Genomic DNA, 20640 nt, shown 5'->3' with positions numbered 1-20640 from the left:
CTCATCTTTTTATATTTACATACTCTCTACAATTGCTTTTAATTTATTCACAGTCCGCCAATTCCTAACTGTAGCTGGTGTATGTAACTTCTGAAACTGGTTCATTAATTTAGAATTTCGAATGCTATTTTTGAAAAATAAATAAACGACCTTCTCATCTATATAGCAATCTTCAAGTTCACTTTTAAATATAAGCAATTGACTACTCTCTTCTTCAGAAAGTACATTAGCTAAAAAAGCAACATGAACACTTTCTCCTTCTAACAATGAATGAACTTCATACGGACATTGCTTAATAATATTTATAAATTCATCATGTGTTCTTAGCATGACTGGAACATCGAAATCAAATTCATTTTTTATTTCCGTTTGTATTCGGTCTTTTAGAAAGTTTATATCTTCCTCAGATTCGAACACGATATTACCACTTTGTATATACGTTTTCACTTGTTTTAACCCTATTGATTCAAACACTCGTTTTAACTCAGCCATTTTGATTACTTTATGTCCACCGACATTGATTCCTCTTAGTAATGCAATATAAAGTGTCATACTATTCCCCCCACAATAAAATGAACTTATCAATTGAATCGATTTCCCCACTCATATTTCTCGGATATTTGTTTTAATTCTTCTAACATATCATGAATAGATAATACCTCAAATAAAATAATATACTCACTTGAAAAATGGTGATGATAATGATTTGGTTTATAATCTTTTAAATCATTTTTATAACTCCAAGTTGAGATATTAAAAAATTCACAAACTAACACTGTAAGAAAAACTGCAATCCCAGTTTTAATCACTCTTCCCCCAACGATATTCCATTTTCTATCTTGATTTATTTTTTATATCCTTCATTTCTGTTTCATTTCATATACATATATTGTATATTATTAAAATAAAAAAACCTACTACATGAATATTCAAGAGTAAGTTTTCTATCTCATTATTTCATTATAGACAAATGCATTATTATTTGTTGGCCTATTGGTCCCATTCTTCTAAAACCTTTATCTTGGAAGCCGACTTTTGCATATAAATTTTGTGCAGGAATATTTCTTTCATTCACAGCAAGTACAACTTCATTTTTTATTGGAAAATAACGTTTTACAAACTCTTCTAATAATAACAATGACTTTTTAGCGAATCCTTTTCTTTGTCTATTATGATTTATAGAAAATGATGTTAAAAGTAAAGCATCCTCATTATCTGTGAACTCCTTTACTCTATCTCCCGTTTCCAATGCGAAAAGACCCACCGGTACCCCATTGTAATCTAAAATAACAATCACATTTTTTGTACGATCACTTTTTGCTTTCTCCAGTAATGCGCTTGGATCTGATGTAAACTGAACTTGTTCACTTGGTAAAGTAAATGTTTGTATAACTTCTTTATATTTCTCCTTATACGGAACTAATTGAATTTCCCCTGTGTGTATGTTCATGCTAAACTCTCCCATTTTTTAGCTTATTAACTTATACCTTGCTGTGCTTTTGAATGCACTCTTCCATCTAAAAAGGTAATTTCAACAAATGAATTTGGATTGTTTCCTTTCCAAGCAAAAATTTGTTTAATTTGTGTAGAATGTTCTACCCCTTCTTCTATAAGTAAATCTCCTTCAAAACCAATTAAATCTTTCACTTCTGTATAAGTCATCCCTTCATTTATACTCGAAAAATGATTTATATTGATAGACTCTTTCTGTTGCCTTTCCATCACAGTAGAAGAAGTTGCTGTTTGATTTTTCACTTCTTTTCTCTGTTCACACGCTGTCATACTGAAACCTAAGCATAAACTAAACAATATACATGCGCTTTTTTTCATCATAACAGTTGTCCCTCCCATCATAATTAAACCATATTTTTCCTTGAAAATAAACTGAATATTTAATATTGTATTTAAAAACCTCGTACAATTAAGTACGAGGCTAATTTCATTTATTCAAATGATTATTTGATTGATCATCCTGTTCTTTTCTTAACTCTTGTTCTTCATCTTTTGGTAATTGTTTATCATTATCTTTAATTGGATTCGTTTCTCTATTTTCTATCATATCATTTGGAACTTGTGGCATTACTCGGCCCACAATAGCGGCTAATTCATCTAGTATACCTTCACCTGTTTTTCCTTTTTTAATTTGCTTTCCGATTTGTTTGAGCCGTTCATACGTATCAACATCTGCTACAACGACTGCATTAGCACCGTCAGGGTCATTTTTTAAACTTTCTGCAACAGAGTATTTAATTGATTCAACTCGAGTTCGATCAAGTTTTGCTTTTACATCAATACCTACAATAGCATATTTTCCAACAACGACCGCCGTTGCATCATTCACACCTGGCACACTTGCTGCTAAAGATGCTAAATGATCTGCTGCTTTTTCATTTGGCTTATTTGATTTATTCGTATAATTAACATTTTTCATTGAAACATTTTTTTGTTCCGGCTTTTCGTTTGGATTGTCTTTTTTTCCAATACTGCATCCAGTTATAACGAAGCAAAGCATCAATATATATATTAGAGTTTTCATTATTTTCACCACTTCACTATTAAGGTTTAATCATAAATTTTTTCAACAGCTTGCATTTTCTTTACCTTTTCCTCGGCCCCGCTATTAGCATTAATGAATATTTGGTACGTATCTTTTCCTAAAGTGCCTACAAATTCATAGCAAAGCACTTCATTATGCAAATCATTGACTACTAAAGCTTTACGTTCTTCCATGACTTTTACATCCGGATTGATTTTCTTTCTTGCTTCTGCTGCAGTTAGCTTTGCCGATGGAACTGTTCGCTTTTGATGTGACGCTAAATATTCTTTTGCGGAGAACCCAACGATAGAACCATCATCTAAAGCAATTTTCATTTGGATTGCTTCTGGATAAATTCGTACTCCATTTTCATTTACTACATACGTAAATACACCAACATTATCATATTGAGAGCTATCATAAAGCTCCATATTATTAAACTTATGGTCCTTTAAAAATTTCAAACCTTTACTACCTGCATCGTTTAAACTAACTTTCTGTTCTTTAATTTCGCGGTTATTCATAACCCAAATTGGATATCCGCCTTTTCCGGTAATATCCATATAGAACTCATTATTCGTTGCTTCATCTTTAATTTTCACACTATAGAAGGATTCTTTCGCACCTTTTCCGCTTTTCTCAACATCTACTTTTTCATTTCCTTTTAAATTCAGAAACGATTTTGCGATTTTCGCCGCTTCATCTTTAGAAATTGCCTTTCCTTCCGCTTCAAATCCGCCTTTTTTATTTTTTTGCGCACTTGTAAAGGTCGGTCCGAAGTTTGTAGAAGAATATGATGTTACGTTTTTCTCTACAGTTTTCAATCCATCAATAATTGTGTTATCTGCTGGATCGCGATTTGATGCAAGTGCCATTTCTACATCCATCCAGCGTAAATTATTTTTCAAAACAAGATGTTGTACTTTTCTTAGTTCATCTTGTATATTTCCTGCATTTGAATATAAAGTTTGTAGCGTTTTATATTCTTGCTCATTTAACGGCTCTTTTTCTAAATCACGAATGGCTGCACGGTAACTGAAATCACCGATATTCGCTAAAAATTCTTCCGTTTTATTAAATGGCATTAATGTTAAAGGAAGTTGCCCTACATCCGAGCGAGCTTCAGATGTTAAACGCCATACATCCGCTAATGCAGGTGATAAAGATGATCGTGAATTCATCGCAAGTGTTGTGCCAATTTTATCGTGTAATAAATCGACTTCGTATGCTAAATCATGGAATGCACGTTGATAGCTATTTTCCGCTCGAATTAAAACTGCATTTTTCTCTTGGTGCTCTTTATAGCCCCAATAGCCTGTTCCTACTACACCGACTGTTAATAATACAATGATAATACCTCGTAACATTGTCCCACCTCCGCTCTATTTACAGAAAATATGTTTACCGATTTTTTTAATTTGTGGACGAGTCCAAATCCATTTACTAGTCGCAGTATCTGGATTGAAATAATATAAAGCATTTCCTGTTGGATCCCATCCGTTAATCGCATCTAAAACTGCTTTTTTTGCTGTTTCATTTGGCGTTAAATATATTTGTCCATCGGCTACCGCTGTAAATGCTCTAGGTTCAAAGATTACACCTGAAACAGTATTTGGGAATGACGCACTTGTAACACGATTCAAAATAACGGCAGCTACTGCAACTTGTCCTAAATACGGTTCACCACGCGATTCTCCGTATACTGCGTTTGCCATAAGCTGAATATCATTTTGAGAATAACCGTTCGGAACATTTGTCCCTTTATTTTGAGGTGGTTTATTCTCTTGTGCAGTGCCACCGCTATTTCCTTTATTCGTTGTCGTCCCTTTATTAGCAGTTGACTTGTCATACTTCGTTGCCTTCACGAGCATTTGCTTCGTTTTAGCTCCAGCTAAACCATCAACGGGTAATCCGAATTTCTCTTGAAAATTCCGAAGTGCCCAATATGTACCCCATCCGAAAACACCATCCACTTTTCCCGTATAAAACCCGTTATATTTCAAACGAGATTGCAGTTCAATGACATCTTCGCCAGATGCTCCTCTTTGAATAACTTGATTAGAAAAAGCTTCTACATTCTTTAATTGTATACTACTGACCATTAAAGACAGTCCTATGAACGCAAGTAAAACTGCTATTTTAAAAATAGCTTTTTGGCGCATAATTTTCCCTCCTTAATTACGGAAATGATTTCTTGGTTATGTTTTGTAAAAGCCTCGCTTTTATGTAAAGAAGACAAAAAAATCCAAACTAATATCGTTGAAAAAATATGTAAACAATATAAAAAAGGATAAAAGGAGTTCATCATGAAAAAATTGTTAAAACGTGTCGCACTTGTCATTCTGTTCCTAACAACATGTTCAAATATATATACAGGCTTATCAATTGTTCATGCGCAGCCGCCGTATGCCAAATGGGGTAAACTTGCCGTAGAAAAGACGAAAGAACAATACCCAAAAGCAGAAATTATTGACTATCTTCATATAGGTAGAAAACCAAAAACAGTTCAAATAACTGTTGAAAAATTTAAATTGTGGTTACGTGAGAACGGAAAAGAATACGGTGTTTTTGTTGATGTAGAATTTGAAACGAAGACGGAGAAATTTATAAAGTTGTCGTTTCAGAAGACGAGTAGATAAAGTGAAACCTTAATCAGTGGGGGTTTTGTTCATCTCCCACTAATCATCAGCCCTCACCAATCGGACTTTTACGGGCAGCCCGACAAATAGCTGGATAAAGTGAAACCCCCACTGTTAAAAACAGACACAGTGGGGTTCTTGCATTTCTAAAATTCTTTTCTAAAGTTTCGATTCCCTAAAAATCTTACCAATATACAAATAGAGCCAATTACAACTGCTATCCCTATACTGTATAAAAGTACTTTACCATATCCACCTATTCTCGGATCTAAAAACGGATATGGATACCAATTCACGATTGGACCACGTATTAAGCTATATACAACGTAAAAAAACGGGAATAAAAGCCAACTTGCAGCTTGTTTCCAAGTGATTTTCTTAATAGGTGGATTTAAAATCCAATCTAAAAGCATTGTAATCGGCATGATATAATGTAGCACAGTATTTACCCATGGTATTGCCGTTTGAAGTGACTCTTCTAACCCTCTTAGTAACAAAAAATAAACGAGTCCTGTCGTAAGTATATATACCGTCGCCGCACCACGAAGTATACTAAACTGCTCTGAGCGACCAAATGTAGCTGTTCCGATACTACTTAAAAGGAGAATACATGCAACTAAAATGTTACTTTCGATAGTAAAGAAACTAAAAAAGTTAACTGGATTGAACGGTTTCACTTGTGCCCTGATTATGAATTGCGTAATAATGGCGCTACATACTAGAAGACTTAAACAGAATCTAAATAAAGATAAAATTTTTTCATCCTTCATACATTCCCTCCTTTTCTTATATATAATTAGAATTTCCCTGTACATGCTCAATAAATAGTTTTAATGGAACGAGCCCACGTTTTGGCATATGACTACTTATAATAGCTACTACTTCTAACTGAGGAATGATAACGATGTATTGTCCGCCGTATCCCATAGCGAAATATATACAATACGGTATGTGAAATCTTTCGGTATGTAATACCCACCAGTGATATCCATATGCGCCGACATGTTCATATGTTTCAAAATGCGCCCTACTTGACTCTTCTAACCATTTCGCTGATACAATTTCTTTTTCATCCCAATATCCATTTTGCAAACATAATTTTCCTAATTTTAATAAATCGGTAGATTTCATTTTCATACCGAAGCCGCCGACATATATACCCTGCGGATCTTGTTGCCACTCGTATTCGTTAATTTCTAATGGATTAAATAAATATTTCTTTGCAAACCGCTCTGTCGACATTCCAGTAGCTTCTTGAATAATATAGCTCAGTAAATGAGAAGAACCTGAATTATAATTCATTTTTGTAGCAGGTTCTTCAATTATTGGCTTTTCTAATATGTACTGTACCCAGTTCTCTGATTCTACAAAGTCATTTGGGAATACTACTCCATTCCCAAACTCTTTCCAGTCCTCACCAGTAGTCATTGTTAATAAGTGATATAGTGTTAAATTATGTTTTCCCCTAGGTACATTTTCAATCCACTCTGTGATCGGTGTATGTATATCATTTATATAGCCCTTATCAACTGTAATACCAATTAATAAAGATACGATACTTTTTGTAATCGAATTTATTTTATATAAGTTATTTGCACATTCGGGTGTTTTATAATACTCAGTTGTTAATTGTCCTTTTTGATAAACAAGAAATGTATTCACTTTTTTCTTTTCGAATTTATTTTCTAGTTGCTTGAAATCCAAAAACTTTACCTCCATTTAAATAGTTAATCCATTTATTATATCTTGTTCCTTCATTTTAAACATAATTGTGCTCAAATAAAAATAAACCTGTCAGCCATAATGAACTGACAGGTTTATTTTTATAATTTCGTACGAACATTCCAAAGCTCTGGGAAGAATTGTTGATCAAGTACTCGCTTTAAATAAGAAACACCAGAGGATCCACCTGTACCCATTTTATGTCCAATAATTCTTTCTACTGTTTTCATATGACGGAAACGCCATTGTTGTAGCCAGTCTTCAATATCAATCAATTTTTCAGCAAGCTGATATAAATTCCAATATTTTTTCACATCCGCATACACTTCTAACCATGCTGCTTCTACTGTTGCATCTTCTTCATAAGGCTGCGTAATATCACGGTTTAACACATCTTTATGAATAGAGAATCCTTCTTTTACTAATGCTTGAATCGCGACATCATATAGACTTGGTGCATGTAGCGCTTTATGAAGTCGTGCATGTAATTCTGGATCCTTTTCATAAATTTTTAATGCATGTGGCGTTTTATAGCCAAGTGCATACTCAATCATACGATATTGATACGATTGAAAACCTGAAGCTTGACCGAGTGAATCACGAAACTCAATATATTCTGATGGTGTTAATGTCGCAAGAATATCCCAAGATTGAATAATTTGAGACTGAATTTTTGATACACGTGCTAACATTTTAAAAGCTGGTTGTAATTTATCTTGTTTAATAGATTCAATCGCCGCATTTAGCTCATGTAAAATGAGCTTCATCCAAAGCTCACTTGCTTGGTGAATAACGATAAATAACATTTCATCATGATGGTCTGATAATCTTTTTTGAGAAGATAGTAAATTATCTAATTGTAAATATTCCCCATACGTCATATTCTCTTTAAAATCCGTATGAATCCCTTTTTCCATAATTACTTTTTCATTTTCTTTCATATTAGCCAAACGCCCCTTTTATATGATTCTACTTATATTGGTCTAATAACGGCTCGAACTGGACTTCCATCCGCATCAGTTAATGCAAGTGGTAATGCAATCAATTCATAATCACCGTCTGCTACATGATCTAGTACGACATTTTCTAAAATATGAATTCCATGTTTAAATAATTGATGATGCGCTGCTAATTCTTTATCATCTAGCGGATCAACTGATGGGACATCTACTCCGATTAAACGAATACCTTTCTCCGAAAGAAAAGGTGCTATGTCTGCACGTAAATGAGGGATCACATCTGGAAATTCTTCAGCTTTTCCATGTGAAGATGTACGTAATAATAATCGTTCTACACCTTCTAAATGAAAGCTTTCTAATTCCTTTTTCCCGATGCTTTCAAGATTAGAAACGTCAATAATCCGTGCTGGGCCAACATAAACTTGAACATCTAAATCCAATACTTTCTTTCCATCATTATCAAAATGAAATGGTGCATCAATATGAGTGCCTGTATGAATACTCATCGTTAACTTTCCAACATTTACCGAGCCACTTTCTTCTTTTGACCATGAAACTTCATATGAGAACGGTGTGTCTCCTGGCCACGTTGCAATATCATTATTTAGCGGTTGTGAAATATCAATCCACTCTGATGTTTTCATGCTTATGCCACAACCTCTCGCTTATTTTCAAACTGCTTATACTCTTCTTCTTTCATAATTTTCTTTAATATTTGTACAGATTTCCACACTTCTTCATATGTGTTATATAAAGCGACCGGCGCCAGTCTTACTCCATTAGGTGCTCGGAAATCAGGGATAACTCCATTTGCTTTTAGCGCTTTACAAATACGTGCTGCTTCTGCATGTTCTAAATATATGTGCCCGCCACGTTTTTCATCCTCTAATGGATTTCCAATTGTAAATCCGAAATCTTTTAATTCGTGATCAATTAAATTCAGCATATATCTTGTAATATGTAAAGATTTTTCGCGTAAACGTTCAATACCAGCATCTTTAAACATTTCAAGAGAACCAATTAAAGGTGCTGTACTTAATACGTGCGGTGTACCAATTTGATAAGCACCTGCATGATCGGCAGCTGTTAATGTATGCTCCATATCAAACTGTTTATCTTTTCTAGAACTAAACCATCCAGACAATCCTGGCAGTCTATTAAAATGTTTACTATTTACATAAAGGCCTGCAACACTACCCGGTCCTGCATTTAAATATTTATAATTGCACCAAACAGCAAAATCGACATCCCAATCTTTGAAATGATGCGGAATAGATCCTATTGAATGGCATAAATCAAATCCAATGTGAATGCCGCGTTTATGAGCTTCCGTTGTTAAACTTTTCATATCAAGAATTTGACCACTTCTATATAAAACAGAAGGTAATAAAATTAAAGCGATATCATCTTCCATCGCATGGATAATATCTTCTTCAGAAAGTGTTCTACCATCTCGGCTTTTCACTCTTACTAAATGCTCCTCTGGATCTAATCCTTTTAAACGAATTTGACTTTGAAGTGCATAAATATCTGATGGGAAAGTCAATTCATCCGCAAGTATTTTTGTACGTATTCCTTTCGGCTCATAAAACGTCGCAATAACTTGGTGTATATTCGCAGTTGTGGAACCGGTTACAATAGTTTCTTCCGGTAAAGCTCCAATAAGAGGGGCTGTAAGTTTACCTAATTTCTCTGAAAGGAAAAACCACGGATGCTCACCTTCTGTCCAGCCGTCAATACCATACTCTTTCCACGAATCTAGCAACGTAAGTAATGATTTCTCTGCTCTTTTTGAAAGTAGCCCTAATGAGTTTCCATCTAAATATATAGTACCTTCTTTTTTATAGAATTCAGTTTGAAAATCTTTCAGTTCATCATGTTTATCACATTCAAGCGCATACTCATAAGTTGGTTGAAATGGTTCTTTATACATGGTGTCACCTTCTCTTAATTTTCTTTTTATTCTAACTAATTGAAATATATCACCTTAATTGATACAACGTCAATGATATTATGTCAGTTGACTTTATATATGAACTTCTTTTACAATACAATTATATTTTCAGATATTTCAGTATAAAGAGGTGATTCTTTGAAAAACAGTACCCTTTCATCAAGAAAACACCGCTCCTTAGAAACGAAGAAGAAACTATTACACTCTGGTTACACTATTTTTATACGTAACGGATTTCAAAAAACGACAATTACACAAATTATTAAACATGCAGAAACCGGATATGGTACAGCATATGTATACTTCAAAAACAAAGATAATCTCCTAATTAGTTTAATGGAAGATGTTATGAATCAATTTTATGATATTGCTGAGCGCTCCTTTTCGCCTCAAACAAAAGAGGAAGCACATAAAATGATTCAAAATCAAGTTAGAGCATTTCTACAACTAGCAAAGAAAGAACGAGCTATTTTACAAGTAGTACAAGAAGCGATTGGATTATCAAAAGAAATACGTCAAAAATGGGACGAGATACGGGAACGCTTTATAAACAATATTACGCAGGATATTACATACTCTCAAGAAAGTGGATTAGCACAGCCTGAATTAAATAAAGAAATTGTAGCACGTGCTTGGTTTGCGATGAATGAGATGTTTCTTTGGACGATTGTGAAAAATGATAACAATCTAGAGTTGGAAGAGATAATATATACATTGACAGAAATGTATACCACTGGGTTATATAAATAGCACATCTTCAATAAATAAGGTGTGCTATTTTACATCTATAAAAATATATTATCCGGGTATGGTAGTGCTAAAGGAGGCTTTTCAGAAAATGAGAAATATTGTAGTTTTAAAGATTCACCATCTATCGATTTCAGTTTTCCACTAGTAATTTCACATTCAAACACAACAACAATATATTCTACTTGATCGCCATTCGGATATATATGACGGAACCTTTCCCCTCCAAATACCCCTTTTTGTTTTTTTACTTGTACTTTCAATCCTGTTTCTTCCCATACTTCCCGAATTACTGCTTCTTCTGGAGTTTCTCCAGGTTCAATTGCTCCAGCTGGCAAACTCCAGTATTCTCCACCAGGATATTGAAATAAGATTTTCCCTTGCTCATTTTTAATAACAGCAGCTATACTCGGTATTAGAATTAGTTCACAGCCTAATTGCTCACGGATTTTTTTATAATATAGCGACATCGACATATAATTCTCTCCCACTCCAATAATAAACAACTGTATTTTCTGACACCTATTGTATAATAATACCAATAGCAATTTCTATATAGAAAGGATAAGAAAATGACCCAAGTACAACTAGTAAATAGCTTCCTATCATTTTTAGGTACGACAAAACAGCCTACTAGCTTAAAGTTTTTAAATGAGCTTATTAAAGCTCATCAAGAAAAAGTAAAGTGGGAAACTCTTACTAAAATAATCGACTGGGAAAAAGGTAAGAAAACAGAGGATTATTTTCCTTCCATTGAGACATACATAAACTGTATTACAACAAAAGGTCTCAGGGGTACTTGTTGGACGCACTCAATTGGATTTCATTGGTTATTATCAAATCTTGGTTTTAATGTTCATTATATGTATATGGATCCCGGACATTTATGCTTACGGGTTAACTTAGACCAACCTTATTATGTTGATGTTGGTTATTGTGCACCTTTATTCCAATCTTACCCACTTTATGAATCATTTCAAGTAAGTAATGTAAGAGAAACTTTCACTTATGAAGTCTCAAATAATAGGATTAAAATTGCTAGAAATCCAGGTCCAGCAAAAATCTTACATGCAGAGCCAATACATTTATCAAGTATGAAAGAACTCATTACAAAGTCTAACGATTGGCATACATCTCCTGTATTAAAGAAAATTCAAATTTTCGGTTATATCGATGGTATTCCAACTTCTATTAATGATAATGTTTTAAAACGATATTTCCAAGGTAAGAAAAGAGAACATAACCTTACCTCTTTTGAACTTACTTATTGGATAACAGAAAGATTTCGTATTGATCAAGAAATATTTGAACGAGCTATTAAAATTTTCAATGAAAAATCTTCAAATAATAAAAACGTTACTCAATCCTTTGAGTAACGTTTTTCTCTTAATATGTCTTTAATATTAATTTTCTTTATTATAAGCAGTTTCTACACACTCTGCTAGACGCTCTATTTGTTCTATAGTTAAACCTCGTGAAATCCAGCCTGTTAACTTATACATCATTTTATAATAAAAATTACTAGGTTCATATTCTGAAATTACTGTTAGTGCTGTACCTTCCTCATCTTCTTCTAACATATAAGTCATTGCTGAATATCCTTGCTTCATTTCACTACCAAGTGAAATAATATGCGGTGCATCGTATTCAAGGATTTCTACTTCAGCCTCGAATATTTTCTTACCGACTTTTTGAACAGTAATATATTTATCTCCTACACGTGGATTCTCTTTATCCATATTTGAAGGATAGCGATTTTCTATTATAAACGTATTCCATTCTTTTATTTTTTCATCTTCTATTATGTAGTCACATACAACATCCAATGGTGCTTTTATTACTATTTCAATTGCAAAACTCATTATAATGCCCCTCTCAAATACCCTATCCATTTCTATTTTAACTAAATCATTATGCCATATTTTATATAGTGAAATACAAGTAGAATTTCAACTTTTTATTGTGAGGGGGATTCAATAAATAATCATTTTTTATTAATTTAAAAACTTATTCATATAAAATATTTTATTAAAGATACAACAATTAAAAACAAAGCCACGAGTAGTAAAGCAATTCCTATACTTCTATTTTCTTTTCCGTTATTTTTTAAATTTTGCACGCCTAAGCTAACTAACATAAACCCTAAAAGCGTTTGTAAAATTAGCATACTCAGTTCCGAAGTATCATTCCAACTATAAATGGAATACCCCATTATAATAATTGCAAGTAAAACAGTTACGATCCTATTCATACGCAAACCCTCCCTTTTTAAAAAGAAACCGCTAAGTTTTCTTAGCGGTTTTATTAACAATTTATATTTAGTAAATGTGCTTTTCATGAATTTGATATAAGTCAAAAGAATTTCCTGTCCAATATAACTACGCATGTTAGCCCACTTTTTCTTTATTCAGTCTACTTACAATTCCAACAATAAATTTATATTCAACCCTTCTCTTCTTATCTTTCTTAAAACCCTCTTTCGTATCAAAAATAAAACAAGTTTTCCGAAACCAAATACGTACGTATAATGACTCAAAATAAATAGGTTTTATAATACCTCGTTCTTCAAATTCAGTCCCATCTTTATTTTCAGTTTCCGTTCGAACAAACCACCTATTCCCGATTCCAATTTCAATGTACTTCACACACTAACCTCCATTAGGAAATTTCCCTTCTAACAATTCTATTATTTCCCCGGTAAGCGCACATTCCGACAGAACATGAGCCCACAAAGAAAAAGTAGATTGCAAAAATCTACTTTATAACTTATATTTTTGCATTCGTTTATAAAATGTACTACGGGGTACATTTAATAGTTTTGCAGCTAACGAAACATTTCCATTTGTCTTTTGTAATGCTTCAATCATGCTATCACGCTGTATTTTTTCGCGAAAATGTAATGTATGTTCTGTTTTATTTTCAGCTTGCAACTCAAGTTGTTCTTGATTTCCCATCATTGTTTGTATCAAAAAAACGACTTGTTTTTCGCATATTTCCCGTCCTTGCGACAAAATGTAAATACGTTCTAATACATTTACTAGTTCCCGAATATTTCCGGGCCATGTATGTTGTAAAAATTGATTGTATATACTCTTTGGAAATACAACATTCCAATTCTTCCGTTCGCAAAAGTGTTGTATAAAATATGGGATATCCTCTTTTCTTTCTATTAACGATGGAACATATAACGGATAAACGTGCAAACGATAATATAAATCTTGGCGGAATTTCCCTTCTTCTACTAACCGTAGTAAATCTTTATGTGTGGCAGTAATAATACGAATATTTACTGGTACCAATTTTGAACTCCCAATTGGAGTTATTGTGCGTTCTTGTAAAACACGCAATAATGCTACTTGCATCTCTGGTGGTACTTCACCAATTTCATCTAAAAATAATGTTCCTCCGTTTGCTTGTTCAAATTTCCCTTTATATCCTTGACGTCGCGCACCTGTAAATGCACCTTCAGCATAACCGAACAATTCACTTTCCATTAATTCTTTAGGCAAAGAACCGCAGTTAACAGCTATAAAGGGCCCGTCTTTTCTTGGACTATTTTCATGAATCGCTCTCGCGACATATTCCTTTCCTACTCCTGTCTCACCACATACATACACACTAGCATCAGTCGGTGAAACAAGCTTAATTTCTTCTAGTGTGTGTTGAAATGCTCTGCTTGTCCCGGTAACTCCTGGAAAAGTAATTCCTTTTATAAATGTGAAAGTAGAATATGTATTCATTTGTTTGTTTTCCTTTAAATACATACATTTCCCAATCATTCTTTCATTACTATATACCGGTATCTCTAATTTAGTTTCCAATCCATGGTGCATTAACTCTTCAACTTTCATTCTTGACCAATTATTTATTCGTTCACGAACGCTCTTACTCGCAGAAACGATAACATCACGATGATTACAAATAACTACTTGTTCATCACTATCAATGACATCTAAAAAACGATGGATTAAGTGTAATTCATTTTGATGAACTCTTATGCTACATTCACGTTCTATCGCATGTGCAATTGAAGTTACCATACCGAGCATATATGGATGCGAAAATTCAATTGGACACGAGAAATCTAGAACACCAATTAATTTCCCATCATCATTATGAATGGGAGCAGCCGCACAACTCCAGCTATGAGATGCCACGGTGTAATGTTCAGTACCACTTATCATAATAGCTTCTTCAATTTCTAGCGCTGTTCCAATTGCATTTGTGCCAACAGCTGATTCCGTCCATTTTACACCTTCAATAAAATTAATATGTTTCGCTCGCTTTAACGTTTGTTTATTTCCACTTAACGATAGAACATAACCATCTGGATCGATTAATAATGCCATCATTTGTAGTTCATCAATGGTTTTTCTCATATTTTGTATTTGAGGTAATGCGATATCAAGGAAAATTTCACTCTTTTTCTTTTGTTCTTGAAAAATGTTAGAAGACAAAATTTTCTGACCTTTATTCATGTGAGGATTAACATTAGCCTGTTTACATCGATGCCACGATTCTGAAATTCTTTGATTTATGCGATTTGAATCAAGAACACCTTCATTAACAAACTTTTTCCATGTATGTAAGTAAAACGGTGAAGCTAACATTGTATCATCTCCCTTTTAATTGTTTTGGAGATTTATAAAACATACTTTTATTATAAAACTGAATAAAAGCGTTTTCAATACAACTAGCAAGACGACACAAATATGTTAATAATTTGAATATCTAAATGCACTTCTTTATTCTTTTTTAGTAGCACTATATTTTATATAATGGACGCAAAGAAAATACATAACCAAAACCACTTTTGTGGATTACCATTTATAAAGAAAACAATCACGGCTATTGCAAATAAAATAGTGGATGCTAAACTAAAATATAATTTTGTTTTAATTTCTCTTATCCCTCACCCCTCTGCTACTTTACAGTACATACTAACTCTTCATTTTTCATCTCTACTATGTACTCCTGTAAAACATATTCTTTCCCGCCATGGTTTTCATACCATTCATGTATTCCTTTAATATGCCTCTCGTCACTTCTAATTTTCGATTCTATTTCATTATACTGTTCATAACTATCATATTCCCATATGGCAAATACTTCAGACGTACCATTCTTATTATCTTTCATCCAGCGTCCTATTAGCCTAGAACCATGCTTTAATTGATTAGGTAAGTTCGTGTGATTGAAATGATCATTAAATACTTCTATGAATTCATTTTTCACTACATAGTACTTCCTTCTGTAAAACATACTTCTTCACCTCTTTCATGAAAAGTATTAGTAAATCTTCCCATCACTACCGTATTATAATACTTTCCATCCGATAGTCTTTTGTCATTTTTCAAAATGCCTTCTACTTCAAAACCTAATTTTTTATAAAGATGAATAGCTTTCTCGTTTGTCTCTAATACTTGTAAAGATATTTTATTTACTGCATTTTCGTCAGCCCATTTAATAGATTGTTGTAATAGGCTCTTCCCCATTCTATATCCCCAAAACTCTTTTAAAATACAAACGCCAAACTCCACTTTATGAGATAATCTCTTAAAATTTGATCCTTCACATCTTGAAAATCCAACAATTCGATTGTGCACTTCTACAACTAAAAAGAGATTCTTCGTTTCTTCACTATCTGTTTTTATTATTTTTTGAAACCCTAGGTCATCTATAAATCCCTCTCCAGCATCTCTATCCATATTTTCAGTTTCTCCATCAATCTGAACTCTAATTTTCGATAACTGCTCAGCATCTTTTTCAGCTGCAGAACGAATTGTATAAGTTAATCCATTTATATGATACTCTTGCTCTTTTACAATCATGTCAAACTCCTTTCAAATGAATATAATGGCGCTATTACAACTTGTTTACCTTGTTTCTCAAATTCCTGAACAGTTTCTTTACTAGCCTCTTCGTCAGTTATAATAAGGTCAATTTCTTTTAGAGACTCTCCTCTTATAAAACAATCTATTCCAAGTTTATTATGCGGAGCTAAACAAATATTTCTTCTAGCAATTTCACTTACTCTTTTACTAAAATAAGCAACTTCAGGTGTTGCAGTACTAATACCTTGTAATGAAATGCCTCCACCTGTAGAGAAATAAAAATCAATAGAAAATCTACTTATCAATTCAGAGGCAAATGTATCAGTAATATTTCCTGAAGGCTTTACTTTTCCACCAATTAAATATGTATCGATGTTCTTATATTCTCTTAGATGACCAGCTATTTCTATAGAATTCGTAATAACCGTAAATGATACTTCCGGTAAATATTTCAGCATCGCATTATGAATGGAAGCCCCGCCAATAAAAATAGAATCATCTTCTTGTATATAAGATGCCGCAACTTTTGCAATTGTGTCCTCATATATTGAGCTATCACTATAACGTTTAGCTGGTTCCGCAGCTAAGTTCCTCACTCGCGTAAGTTCAATTGCACCTCCGTGCGTTCTTTTTAATAAACCATCCTTTTCCATAATAGACAAATCTCTTCTTATAGAATCAATAGACATATCAAATCTTTCCGCAAGTTCCTTTGCGATTACTCTTCCATCTGTATTAAGTAGTTCTAAGATTCTCTCTCGACGTTCTTCAGTAAACATGTTATCACCACCGTTATTGAAGATTCAGAAACTTAAACTTTATTTTAATTATATGTATGCCCCTTCTGTTTTACAATATTTTCAGTTCTTATTTATTCCGTTTTATACAGCCTTCTCCCTCTTTCTATCCCAATAATTTGCCAACCAAATAAATGTATATCTGTATATTACGCAAAAATACTTCCATTTACCTTCCTGTTGATGTAAAATTATTCCTATGTTTTACTTTTTAATACAGAAAGGGATTACTATGAAATCATTAATCAAAACGACATGTACAGCATTATTATTTACTGGAATATTAACAGGATGTAATAGCAATACTACATCAAAACAAGAAAAGAGCGCTCTCGAAAAGAATGCAATGCACTATGGAGAAATAGTTAAAAACGAATACTATAGAGCAACAGTTGAAAATGCAAAGTTTGAAAAAATAGACAAAGAGCGGCGCCTTACTACTCGTGTTATGATTAATAATGTTCGGGACGATGGACAAACTATTGATCTTTCGGAAATAAAATATTTCATACAAGATGAAAAAACTGGTCAGAAATATGAAGGTGAAGCTCATCCGATAGATGACGAGCACTATAAAAATGTTCCACACGAATTCTCTTTAACTACTGACGTTGTGTTTGAACTGAAAACTTCACCAAAAGATTTAAATAATATGTATTTATACATAGATAGCAAAGCTGCGCCGTTAACAAATACATATTGGAAGCTTGATAATTTAGTATCTAAATAGAAAGACCAGTCTTAAATGACTGGTCTTTTTACATTCATACATTTACCTTTCATTAACACTTATATTCATTTTCTAATAACAACTTGAATAACATCAGCTAAACCAGTGTGCCCTTTCCCTTCAACTCGCTCTTGTTCTCCATTAAAGAAATGAATTACCTTATGTTCTTCACACCAAGTAAGAATATCAATTGGATCATACAGCATATCAACATCTTTTGGTCCACCAGTACCATAGTTTATTTGTTTTTTTGAGTAAACTTCAAACATAATTAAACCACCAGGCTTTATCGTTTGTATCATTTTACCTAATATCATTTTTTTATAATCATCATGAAAATGTCCAAATACCATAATTGCTGCATCATATTCATTTTCTGGCAAACTATCAGCTAATAAATCTACTTTTTTTGTATGCACGTTTACATTATGCTTCTCTGCCAATTTTTTTGTCTTCTCTAATCCATCTTCCGAATAATCAATAGCTGTTACTTCGTTCCCTTGTCTTGCTAGAAATACAGCATTTCTACCTTCTCCCTCCGCAAATGCTATTACTTTATTGTGATTTGCTAAACGAAATGCTTGTTCTTTAATAAATGTATTAGGTTCTTCCCCGTAAAAATATTCATCTGATTTATATCGATCATTCCAAAATTTAGTCATCATCTTCTCTCCTTCTTCATATCATTTTCTAACTACAATTAAAGATATCAAAGAGTCTTTTTATCCTTAATTAATTTAAAAATAAAAGCAGATTAAAAATCCACTTTTATTTTTTTCGCAAGATCTACGATTTTTTGATTTCGTAACTCTTCTTCCATTTTCTCTTCTGCTGCGAGCATTACTTCATTAATTAAACATCCAGGTTTGTCATGTAAACAACATTCAAACAATGATGTTTTACCTTCAATTGCATGTATAATATCTAAAAATGAAATATCTTCCCAATTCTTACTAAGCGAGTAACCGCCCTTTGGACCAGATGATGAATGTATCATCCCTTCCTTCGTCAACTTAGTTAGTATTTTAGACAAGTACGTTGGTGAAACATTTTGCATTTCTGCTAATTGGTGAACACTAACTAACTTATTTGGTGTAGCCTTTGCCAGAAAAAGCATTGTATGAAGAGCATAATTTGTAGCTTTAGAATATTTCATAATACAGCCCCTATTGTAGACTTCATGTATCTACAATAACTTTATTTTTTTATTATGTCAAACGTTTGTAATACTCCATACAACATTATTTCTTCACAAGTAATACATCTGCCGCGCAAATCGTCACTTCTCTAAATGGAGAGTCAAATAAAACACCTAGTTCAAAACCATCTTCAGTAAGAGCTATTTCATGATATAACCACCAAGCATTTTCAAAGTTTTCCGGCATAGAACACTTTGTTACTCCTATAAAGGTTACTTCAAGTTTATCAAATTCACTAAAAGTACCACTGCAATCTAATACGATAGACAAAGTATCTTCTGATTCTCTCTTTATTACTTTAATTACACTATCGTGTAGTGATGTCTTGTGTAACTGAGCGACATTTGACGGAAGTTTTTTCTCAATAGAATTAAAATATTCTACGTATAATTGATCTAATTGTGCCACTCTTTTCTCATAATCTGTTGACCACTTTTGCATACGTTTTTTCAGTTCACCTGATGGGTATTCTGAATTAATTGTGATGTTTTGTATAATTGAGTATATCGATTCAGGAAGGAATTTTAATAAATCTATTTTCCTTTCCTCTATTTCTTCCTTTAAACTTTGTATATCCATTTCTGACCATTCTTTTATAGACTCTATAAAACTTACAAATTCTAAAACTTGCATTTTTTTATACCAATCTCTTGTAAAATATTTCAATGACATCTCTCCTAAAACATTTTTAAATCCAGTAAAAACAATATATCCACTTATTATATCATTCCAATAACTATTTTTTCTAAAGAAAAAATGTAAAACTGTAAATATTCCGCCTATTATTTCTAAAACTTCAGAATATTTACAAAAGTATAAAATTAGAATACATTTTAGCTGTACAAGATTCACCTGTACAAAAATTCAAACAAAAAGGGATGGTTATATGTTGAAGAAATTAGTAGCAGGAACATTAGTAGCGGGTTTTGCATTAACTGGAGGACTAGGTGCGGTAAGTGCTGAAGAAAAAAGCAACACAATTAAGTCATTTGATTATTTAAAAGTGGATGAACAAAATGTTAATTCATTTGCAAAATTAAATGATCAGGATAAGAAAAATATCCAAATTACTATGGTATTACCAGAGCAAAATGAAAATGGGGATTGGCTAGCTTATGGTTTTACTAGTCGTGAAACATTAGATGCGTATATTGAAAAGGATAAAAAAGCAATTAAAAATAAAATTAATCCTTTAGGTAGCGGTGCTGGTAGTACTGATTTTTATGAACATAAAGATAAAGGTGGCCAATACATTTACTGGAGCAGCGGATTTAAAAACTTACCGTCTAGCTGGAATGACAGAATTTCTTCTGTAAGTACAGCGTCACCTTCTGCAAGTTATTCAACGACACTTTGGGAGCACACTTCAACACAAGGATATGGAAAAGGCGTTTTATTTAAACATGCTGATTGGTACGGTAAAACTGCTAATTTAGCTGCTGATTGGAACGATATTACTTCAGCGATTGAAATTAAATAGTAATAAGACATTTAATTTCTTCTATAAAAATTCAAACCACTAT

General features: G+C 32.9%; 27 protein-coding genes. 5 read left to right on the top strand and 22 right to left on the bottom strand.

The window, feature by feature from the left end; genetic code table 11:
* Nucleotides 1-15 precede the first annotated feature (15 nt).
* The 6 genes from HMPREF2590_RS15105 to sleB form a co-directional block, all read right to left on the bottom strand.
* Nucleotides 16-552, bottom strand: coding sequence for a DUF1697 domain-containing protein (locus tag HMPREF2590_RS15105; protein ID WP_000177396.1), 537 nt, complete (start codon nucleotides 550-552; stop codon nucleotides 16-18).
* Between the two features lie 400 nt (nucleotides 553-952).
* Nucleotides 953-1465 (bottom strand): GNAT family N-acetyltransferase, encoded by a 513-nt coding sequence (locus HMPREF2590_RS15095; protein WP_002061531.1) that lies wholly within the window; start codon nucleotides 1463-1465, stop codon nucleotides 953-955.
* Nucleotides 1466-1476: 11 nt separating this feature from the next.
* Nucleotides 1477-1833: a hypothetical protein gene (locus HMPREF2590_RS15090; RefSeq protein WP_000976447.1), complete on the bottom strand. Its 357-nt coding sequence runs from the start codon at nucleotides 1831-1833 to the stop codon at nucleotides 1477-1479.
* Nucleotides 1834-1939: 106 nt separating this feature from the next.
* Nucleotides 1940-2536, bottom strand: coding sequence for a YhcN/YlaJ family sporulation lipoprotein (locus HMPREF2590_RS15085; protein WP_000854053.1), 597 nt, complete (start codon nucleotides 2534-2536; stop codon nucleotides 1940-1942).
* 26 nt (nucleotides 2537-2562) lie between these two features.
* A complete protein-coding gene (gene ypeB, locus HMPREF2590_RS15080; RefSeq protein WP_000943727.1) occupies nucleotides 2563-3903 on the bottom strand; it encodes a germination protein YpeB in 1341 nt (446 codons plus the stop codon).
* 15 nt (nucleotides 3904-3918) lie between these two features.
* On the bottom strand, nucleotides 3919-4698 hold the full coding sequence (gene sleB, locus HMPREF2590_RS15075) for a spore cortex-lytic enzyme (protein ID WP_001249053.1): 780 nt from the start codon (nucleotides 4696-4698) through the stop codon (nucleotides 3919-3921).
* 144 nt (nucleotides 4699-4842) lie between these two features.
* Here sleB and HMPREF2590_RS15070 point away from each other — a divergent pair, with 144 nt between their 5' ends.
* On the top strand, nucleotides 4843-5175 hold the full coding sequence (locus HMPREF2590_RS15070; protein ID WP_000734900.1) for a DUF3889 domain-containing protein: 333 nt from the start codon (nucleotides 4843-4845) through the stop codon (nucleotides 5173-5175).
* Between the two features lie 146 nt (nucleotides 5176-5321).
* Here the strand turns inward: HMPREF2590_RS15070 and HMPREF2590_RS15065 are convergent, their stop codons facing one another.
* The 5 genes from HMPREF2590_RS15065 to kynU form a co-directional block, all read right to left on the bottom strand.
* Nucleotides 5322-5945 carry a Pr6Pr family membrane protein gene (locus tag HMPREF2590_RS15065; protein ID WP_000650953.1) on the bottom strand — a complete coding sequence of 208 codons (624 nt, stop codon included), beginning with the start codon at nucleotides 5943-5945 and terminating at the stop codon, nucleotides 5322-5324.
* A gap of 16 nt (nucleotides 5946-5961) precedes the next feature.
* A complete protein-coding gene (locus HMPREF2590_RS15060) occupies nucleotides 5962-6879 on the bottom strand; it encodes a serine hydrolase domain-containing protein (RefSeq protein ID WP_050821885.1) in 918 nt (305 codons plus the stop codon).
* A 119-nt stretch (nucleotides 6880-6998) separates the two neighbouring features.
* The gene (gene kynA, locus HMPREF2590_RS15055) at nucleotides 6999-7838 is read right to left on the bottom strand and encodes a tryptophan 2,3-dioxygenase (protein WP_050821886.1); all 840 of its coding nucleotides are present in this window, start codon (nucleotides 7836-7838) and stop codon (nucleotides 6999-7001) included.
* Nucleotides 7839-7870: 32 nt separating this feature from the next.
* Nucleotides 7871-8500 carry an arylformamidase gene (kynB, locus tag HMPREF2590_RS15050; RefSeq protein ID WP_000858061.1) on the bottom strand — a complete coding sequence of 210 codons (630 nt, stop codon included), beginning with the start codon at nucleotides 8498-8500 and terminating at the stop codon, nucleotides 7871-7873.
* Between the two features lie 2 nt (nucleotides 8501-8502).
* Nucleotides 8503-9789 carry a kynureninase gene (gene kynU / locus HMPREF2590_RS15045; protein WP_000276293.1) on the bottom strand — a complete coding sequence of 429 codons (1287 nt, stop codon included), beginning with the start codon at nucleotides 9787-9789 and terminating at the stop codon, nucleotides 8503-8505.
* A gap of 159 nt (nucleotides 9790-9948) precedes the next feature.
* Here kynU and HMPREF2590_RS15040 point away from each other — a divergent pair, with 159 nt between their 5' ends.
* On the top strand, nucleotides 9949-10560 hold the full coding sequence (locus HMPREF2590_RS15040; protein ID WP_000798555.1) for a TetR/AcrR family transcriptional regulator: 612 nt from the start codon (nucleotides 9949-9951) through the stop codon (nucleotides 10558-10560).
* 35 nt (nucleotides 10561-10595) lie between these two features.
* Here HMPREF2590_RS15040 and HMPREF2590_RS15035 read toward each other — a convergent pair whose 3' ends face one another.
* The gene (locus HMPREF2590_RS15035) at nucleotides 10596-11033 is read right to left on the bottom strand and encodes an NUDIX hydrolase (RefSeq protein WP_000062913.1); all 438 of its coding nucleotides are present in this window, start codon (nucleotides 11031-11033) and stop codon (nucleotides 10596-10598) included.
* A 96-nt stretch (nucleotides 11034-11129) separates the two neighbouring features.
* Here HMPREF2590_RS15035 and HMPREF2590_RS15030 point away from each other — a divergent pair, with 96 nt between their 5' ends.
* Nucleotides 11130-11933 carry an arylamine N-acetyltransferase family protein gene (locus tag HMPREF2590_RS15030; RefSeq protein WP_000195535.1) on the top strand — a complete coding sequence of 268 codons (804 nt, stop codon included), beginning with the start codon at nucleotides 11130-11132 and terminating at the stop codon, nucleotides 11931-11933.
* Nucleotides 11934-11960: 27 nt separating this feature from the next.
* Here the strand turns inward: HMPREF2590_RS15030 and HMPREF2590_RS15025 are convergent, their stop codons facing one another.
* The 7 genes from HMPREF2590_RS15025 to HMPREF2590_RS14990 form a co-directional block, all read right to left on the bottom strand.
* A complete protein-coding gene (locus HMPREF2590_RS15025) occupies nucleotides 11961-12419 on the bottom strand; it encodes an SRPBCC family protein (protein WP_000006410.1) in 459 nt (152 codons plus the stop codon).
* Nucleotides 12420-12568: 149 nt separating this feature from the next.
* Complete coding sequence (locus HMPREF2590_RS29985) at nucleotides 12569-12808, bottom strand: DUF3953 domain-containing protein (RefSeq protein ID WP_001080075.1); 240 nt, start codon at nucleotides 12806-12808, stop codon at nucleotides 12569-12571.
* 136 nt (nucleotides 12809-12944) lie between these two features.
* Nucleotides 12945-13202, bottom strand: a complete 258-nt coding sequence (locus tag HMPREF2590_RS15015; protein ID WP_000873842.1) for a DUF3977 family protein — start codon at nucleotides 13200-13202, stop codon at nucleotides 12945-12947.
* 114 nt (nucleotides 13203-13316) lie between these two features.
* Nucleotides 13317-15167 (bottom strand): sigma-54-dependent Fis family transcriptional regulator, encoded by a 1851-nt coding sequence (locus HMPREF2590_RS15010; RefSeq protein ID WP_065845373.1) that lies wholly within the window; start codon nucleotides 15165-15167, stop codon nucleotides 13317-13319.
* Nucleotides 15168-15480: 313 nt separating this feature from the next.
* Nucleotides 15481-15819 carry an NIPSNAP family protein gene (locus tag HMPREF2590_RS15000; protein WP_000499983.1) on the bottom strand — a complete coding sequence of 113 codons (339 nt, stop codon included), beginning with the start codon at nucleotides 15817-15819 and terminating at the stop codon, nucleotides 15481-15483.
* The gene (locus HMPREF2590_RS14995; RefSeq protein ID WP_000635686.1) at nucleotides 15792-16388 is read right to left on the bottom strand and encodes a GNAT family N-acetyltransferase; all 597 of its coding nucleotides are present in this window, start codon (nucleotides 16386-16388) and stop codon (nucleotides 15792-15794) included. Before HMPREF2590_RS14995 ends, HMPREF2590_RS15000 begins: the two co-directional genes overlap by 28 nt.
* Entirely contained in the window at nucleotides 16385-17170 is a 786-nt protein-coding gene (locus HMPREF2590_RS14990; RefSeq protein WP_000493656.1) for a DeoR/GlpR family DNA-binding transcription regulator, read from the bottom strand. The genes HMPREF2590_RS14995 and HMPREF2590_RS14990 overlap by 4 nt, the downstream gene beginning before the upstream one ends.
* A 250-nt stretch (nucleotides 17171-17420) precedes the next feature.
* On the opposite strand from HMPREF2590_RS14990, the gene HMPREF2590_RS14985 reads away from it, so the two are divergent.
* A complete protein-coding gene (locus tag HMPREF2590_RS14985) occupies nucleotides 17421-17918 on the top strand; it encodes a hypothetical protein (RefSeq protein ID WP_000838470.1) in 498 nt (165 codons plus the stop codon).
* A gap of 65 nt (nucleotides 17919-17983) precedes the next feature.
* Here HMPREF2590_RS14985 and HMPREF2590_RS14980 read toward each other — a convergent pair whose 3' ends face one another.
* The 3 genes from HMPREF2590_RS14980 to HMPREF2590_RS14970 form a co-directional block, all read right to left on the bottom strand.
* On the bottom strand, nucleotides 17984-18583 hold the full coding sequence (locus tag HMPREF2590_RS14980; RefSeq protein ID WP_001987438.1) for a class I SAM-dependent methyltransferase: 600 nt from the start codon (nucleotides 18581-18583) through the stop codon (nucleotides 17984-17986).
* Between the two features lie 89 nt (nucleotides 18584-18672).
* Nucleotides 18673-19074, bottom strand: coding sequence for an Rrf2 family transcriptional regulator (locus HMPREF2590_RS14975; RefSeq protein WP_000877650.1), 402 nt, complete (start codon nucleotides 19072-19074; stop codon nucleotides 18673-18675).
* Nucleotides 19075-19159: 85 nt separating this feature from the next.
* Complete coding sequence (locus HMPREF2590_RS14970) at nucleotides 19160-19783, bottom strand: DUF4085 domain-containing protein (RefSeq protein WP_000873445.1); 624 nt, start codon at nucleotides 19781-19783, stop codon at nucleotides 19160-19162.
* A 220-nt stretch (nucleotides 19784-20003) separates the two neighbouring features.
* On the opposite strand from HMPREF2590_RS14970, the gene HMPREF2590_RS14965 reads away from it, so the two are divergent.
* A complete protein-coding gene (locus HMPREF2590_RS14965) occupies nucleotides 20004-20597 on the top strand; it encodes a hypothetical protein (RefSeq protein ID WP_000914430.1) in 594 nt (197 codons plus the stop codon).
* Nucleotides 20598-20640: the final 43 nt, after the last annotated feature.

The organism is Bacillus sp. HMSC036E02 (genome assembly GCF_001836235.1).
Taxonomy (GTDB): Bacteria; Bacillota; Bacilli; order Bacillales; family Bacillaceae_G; genus Bacillus_A; species Bacillus_A cereus.
This window is presented reverse-complemented; position numbering and strand designations above follow the sequence as displayed.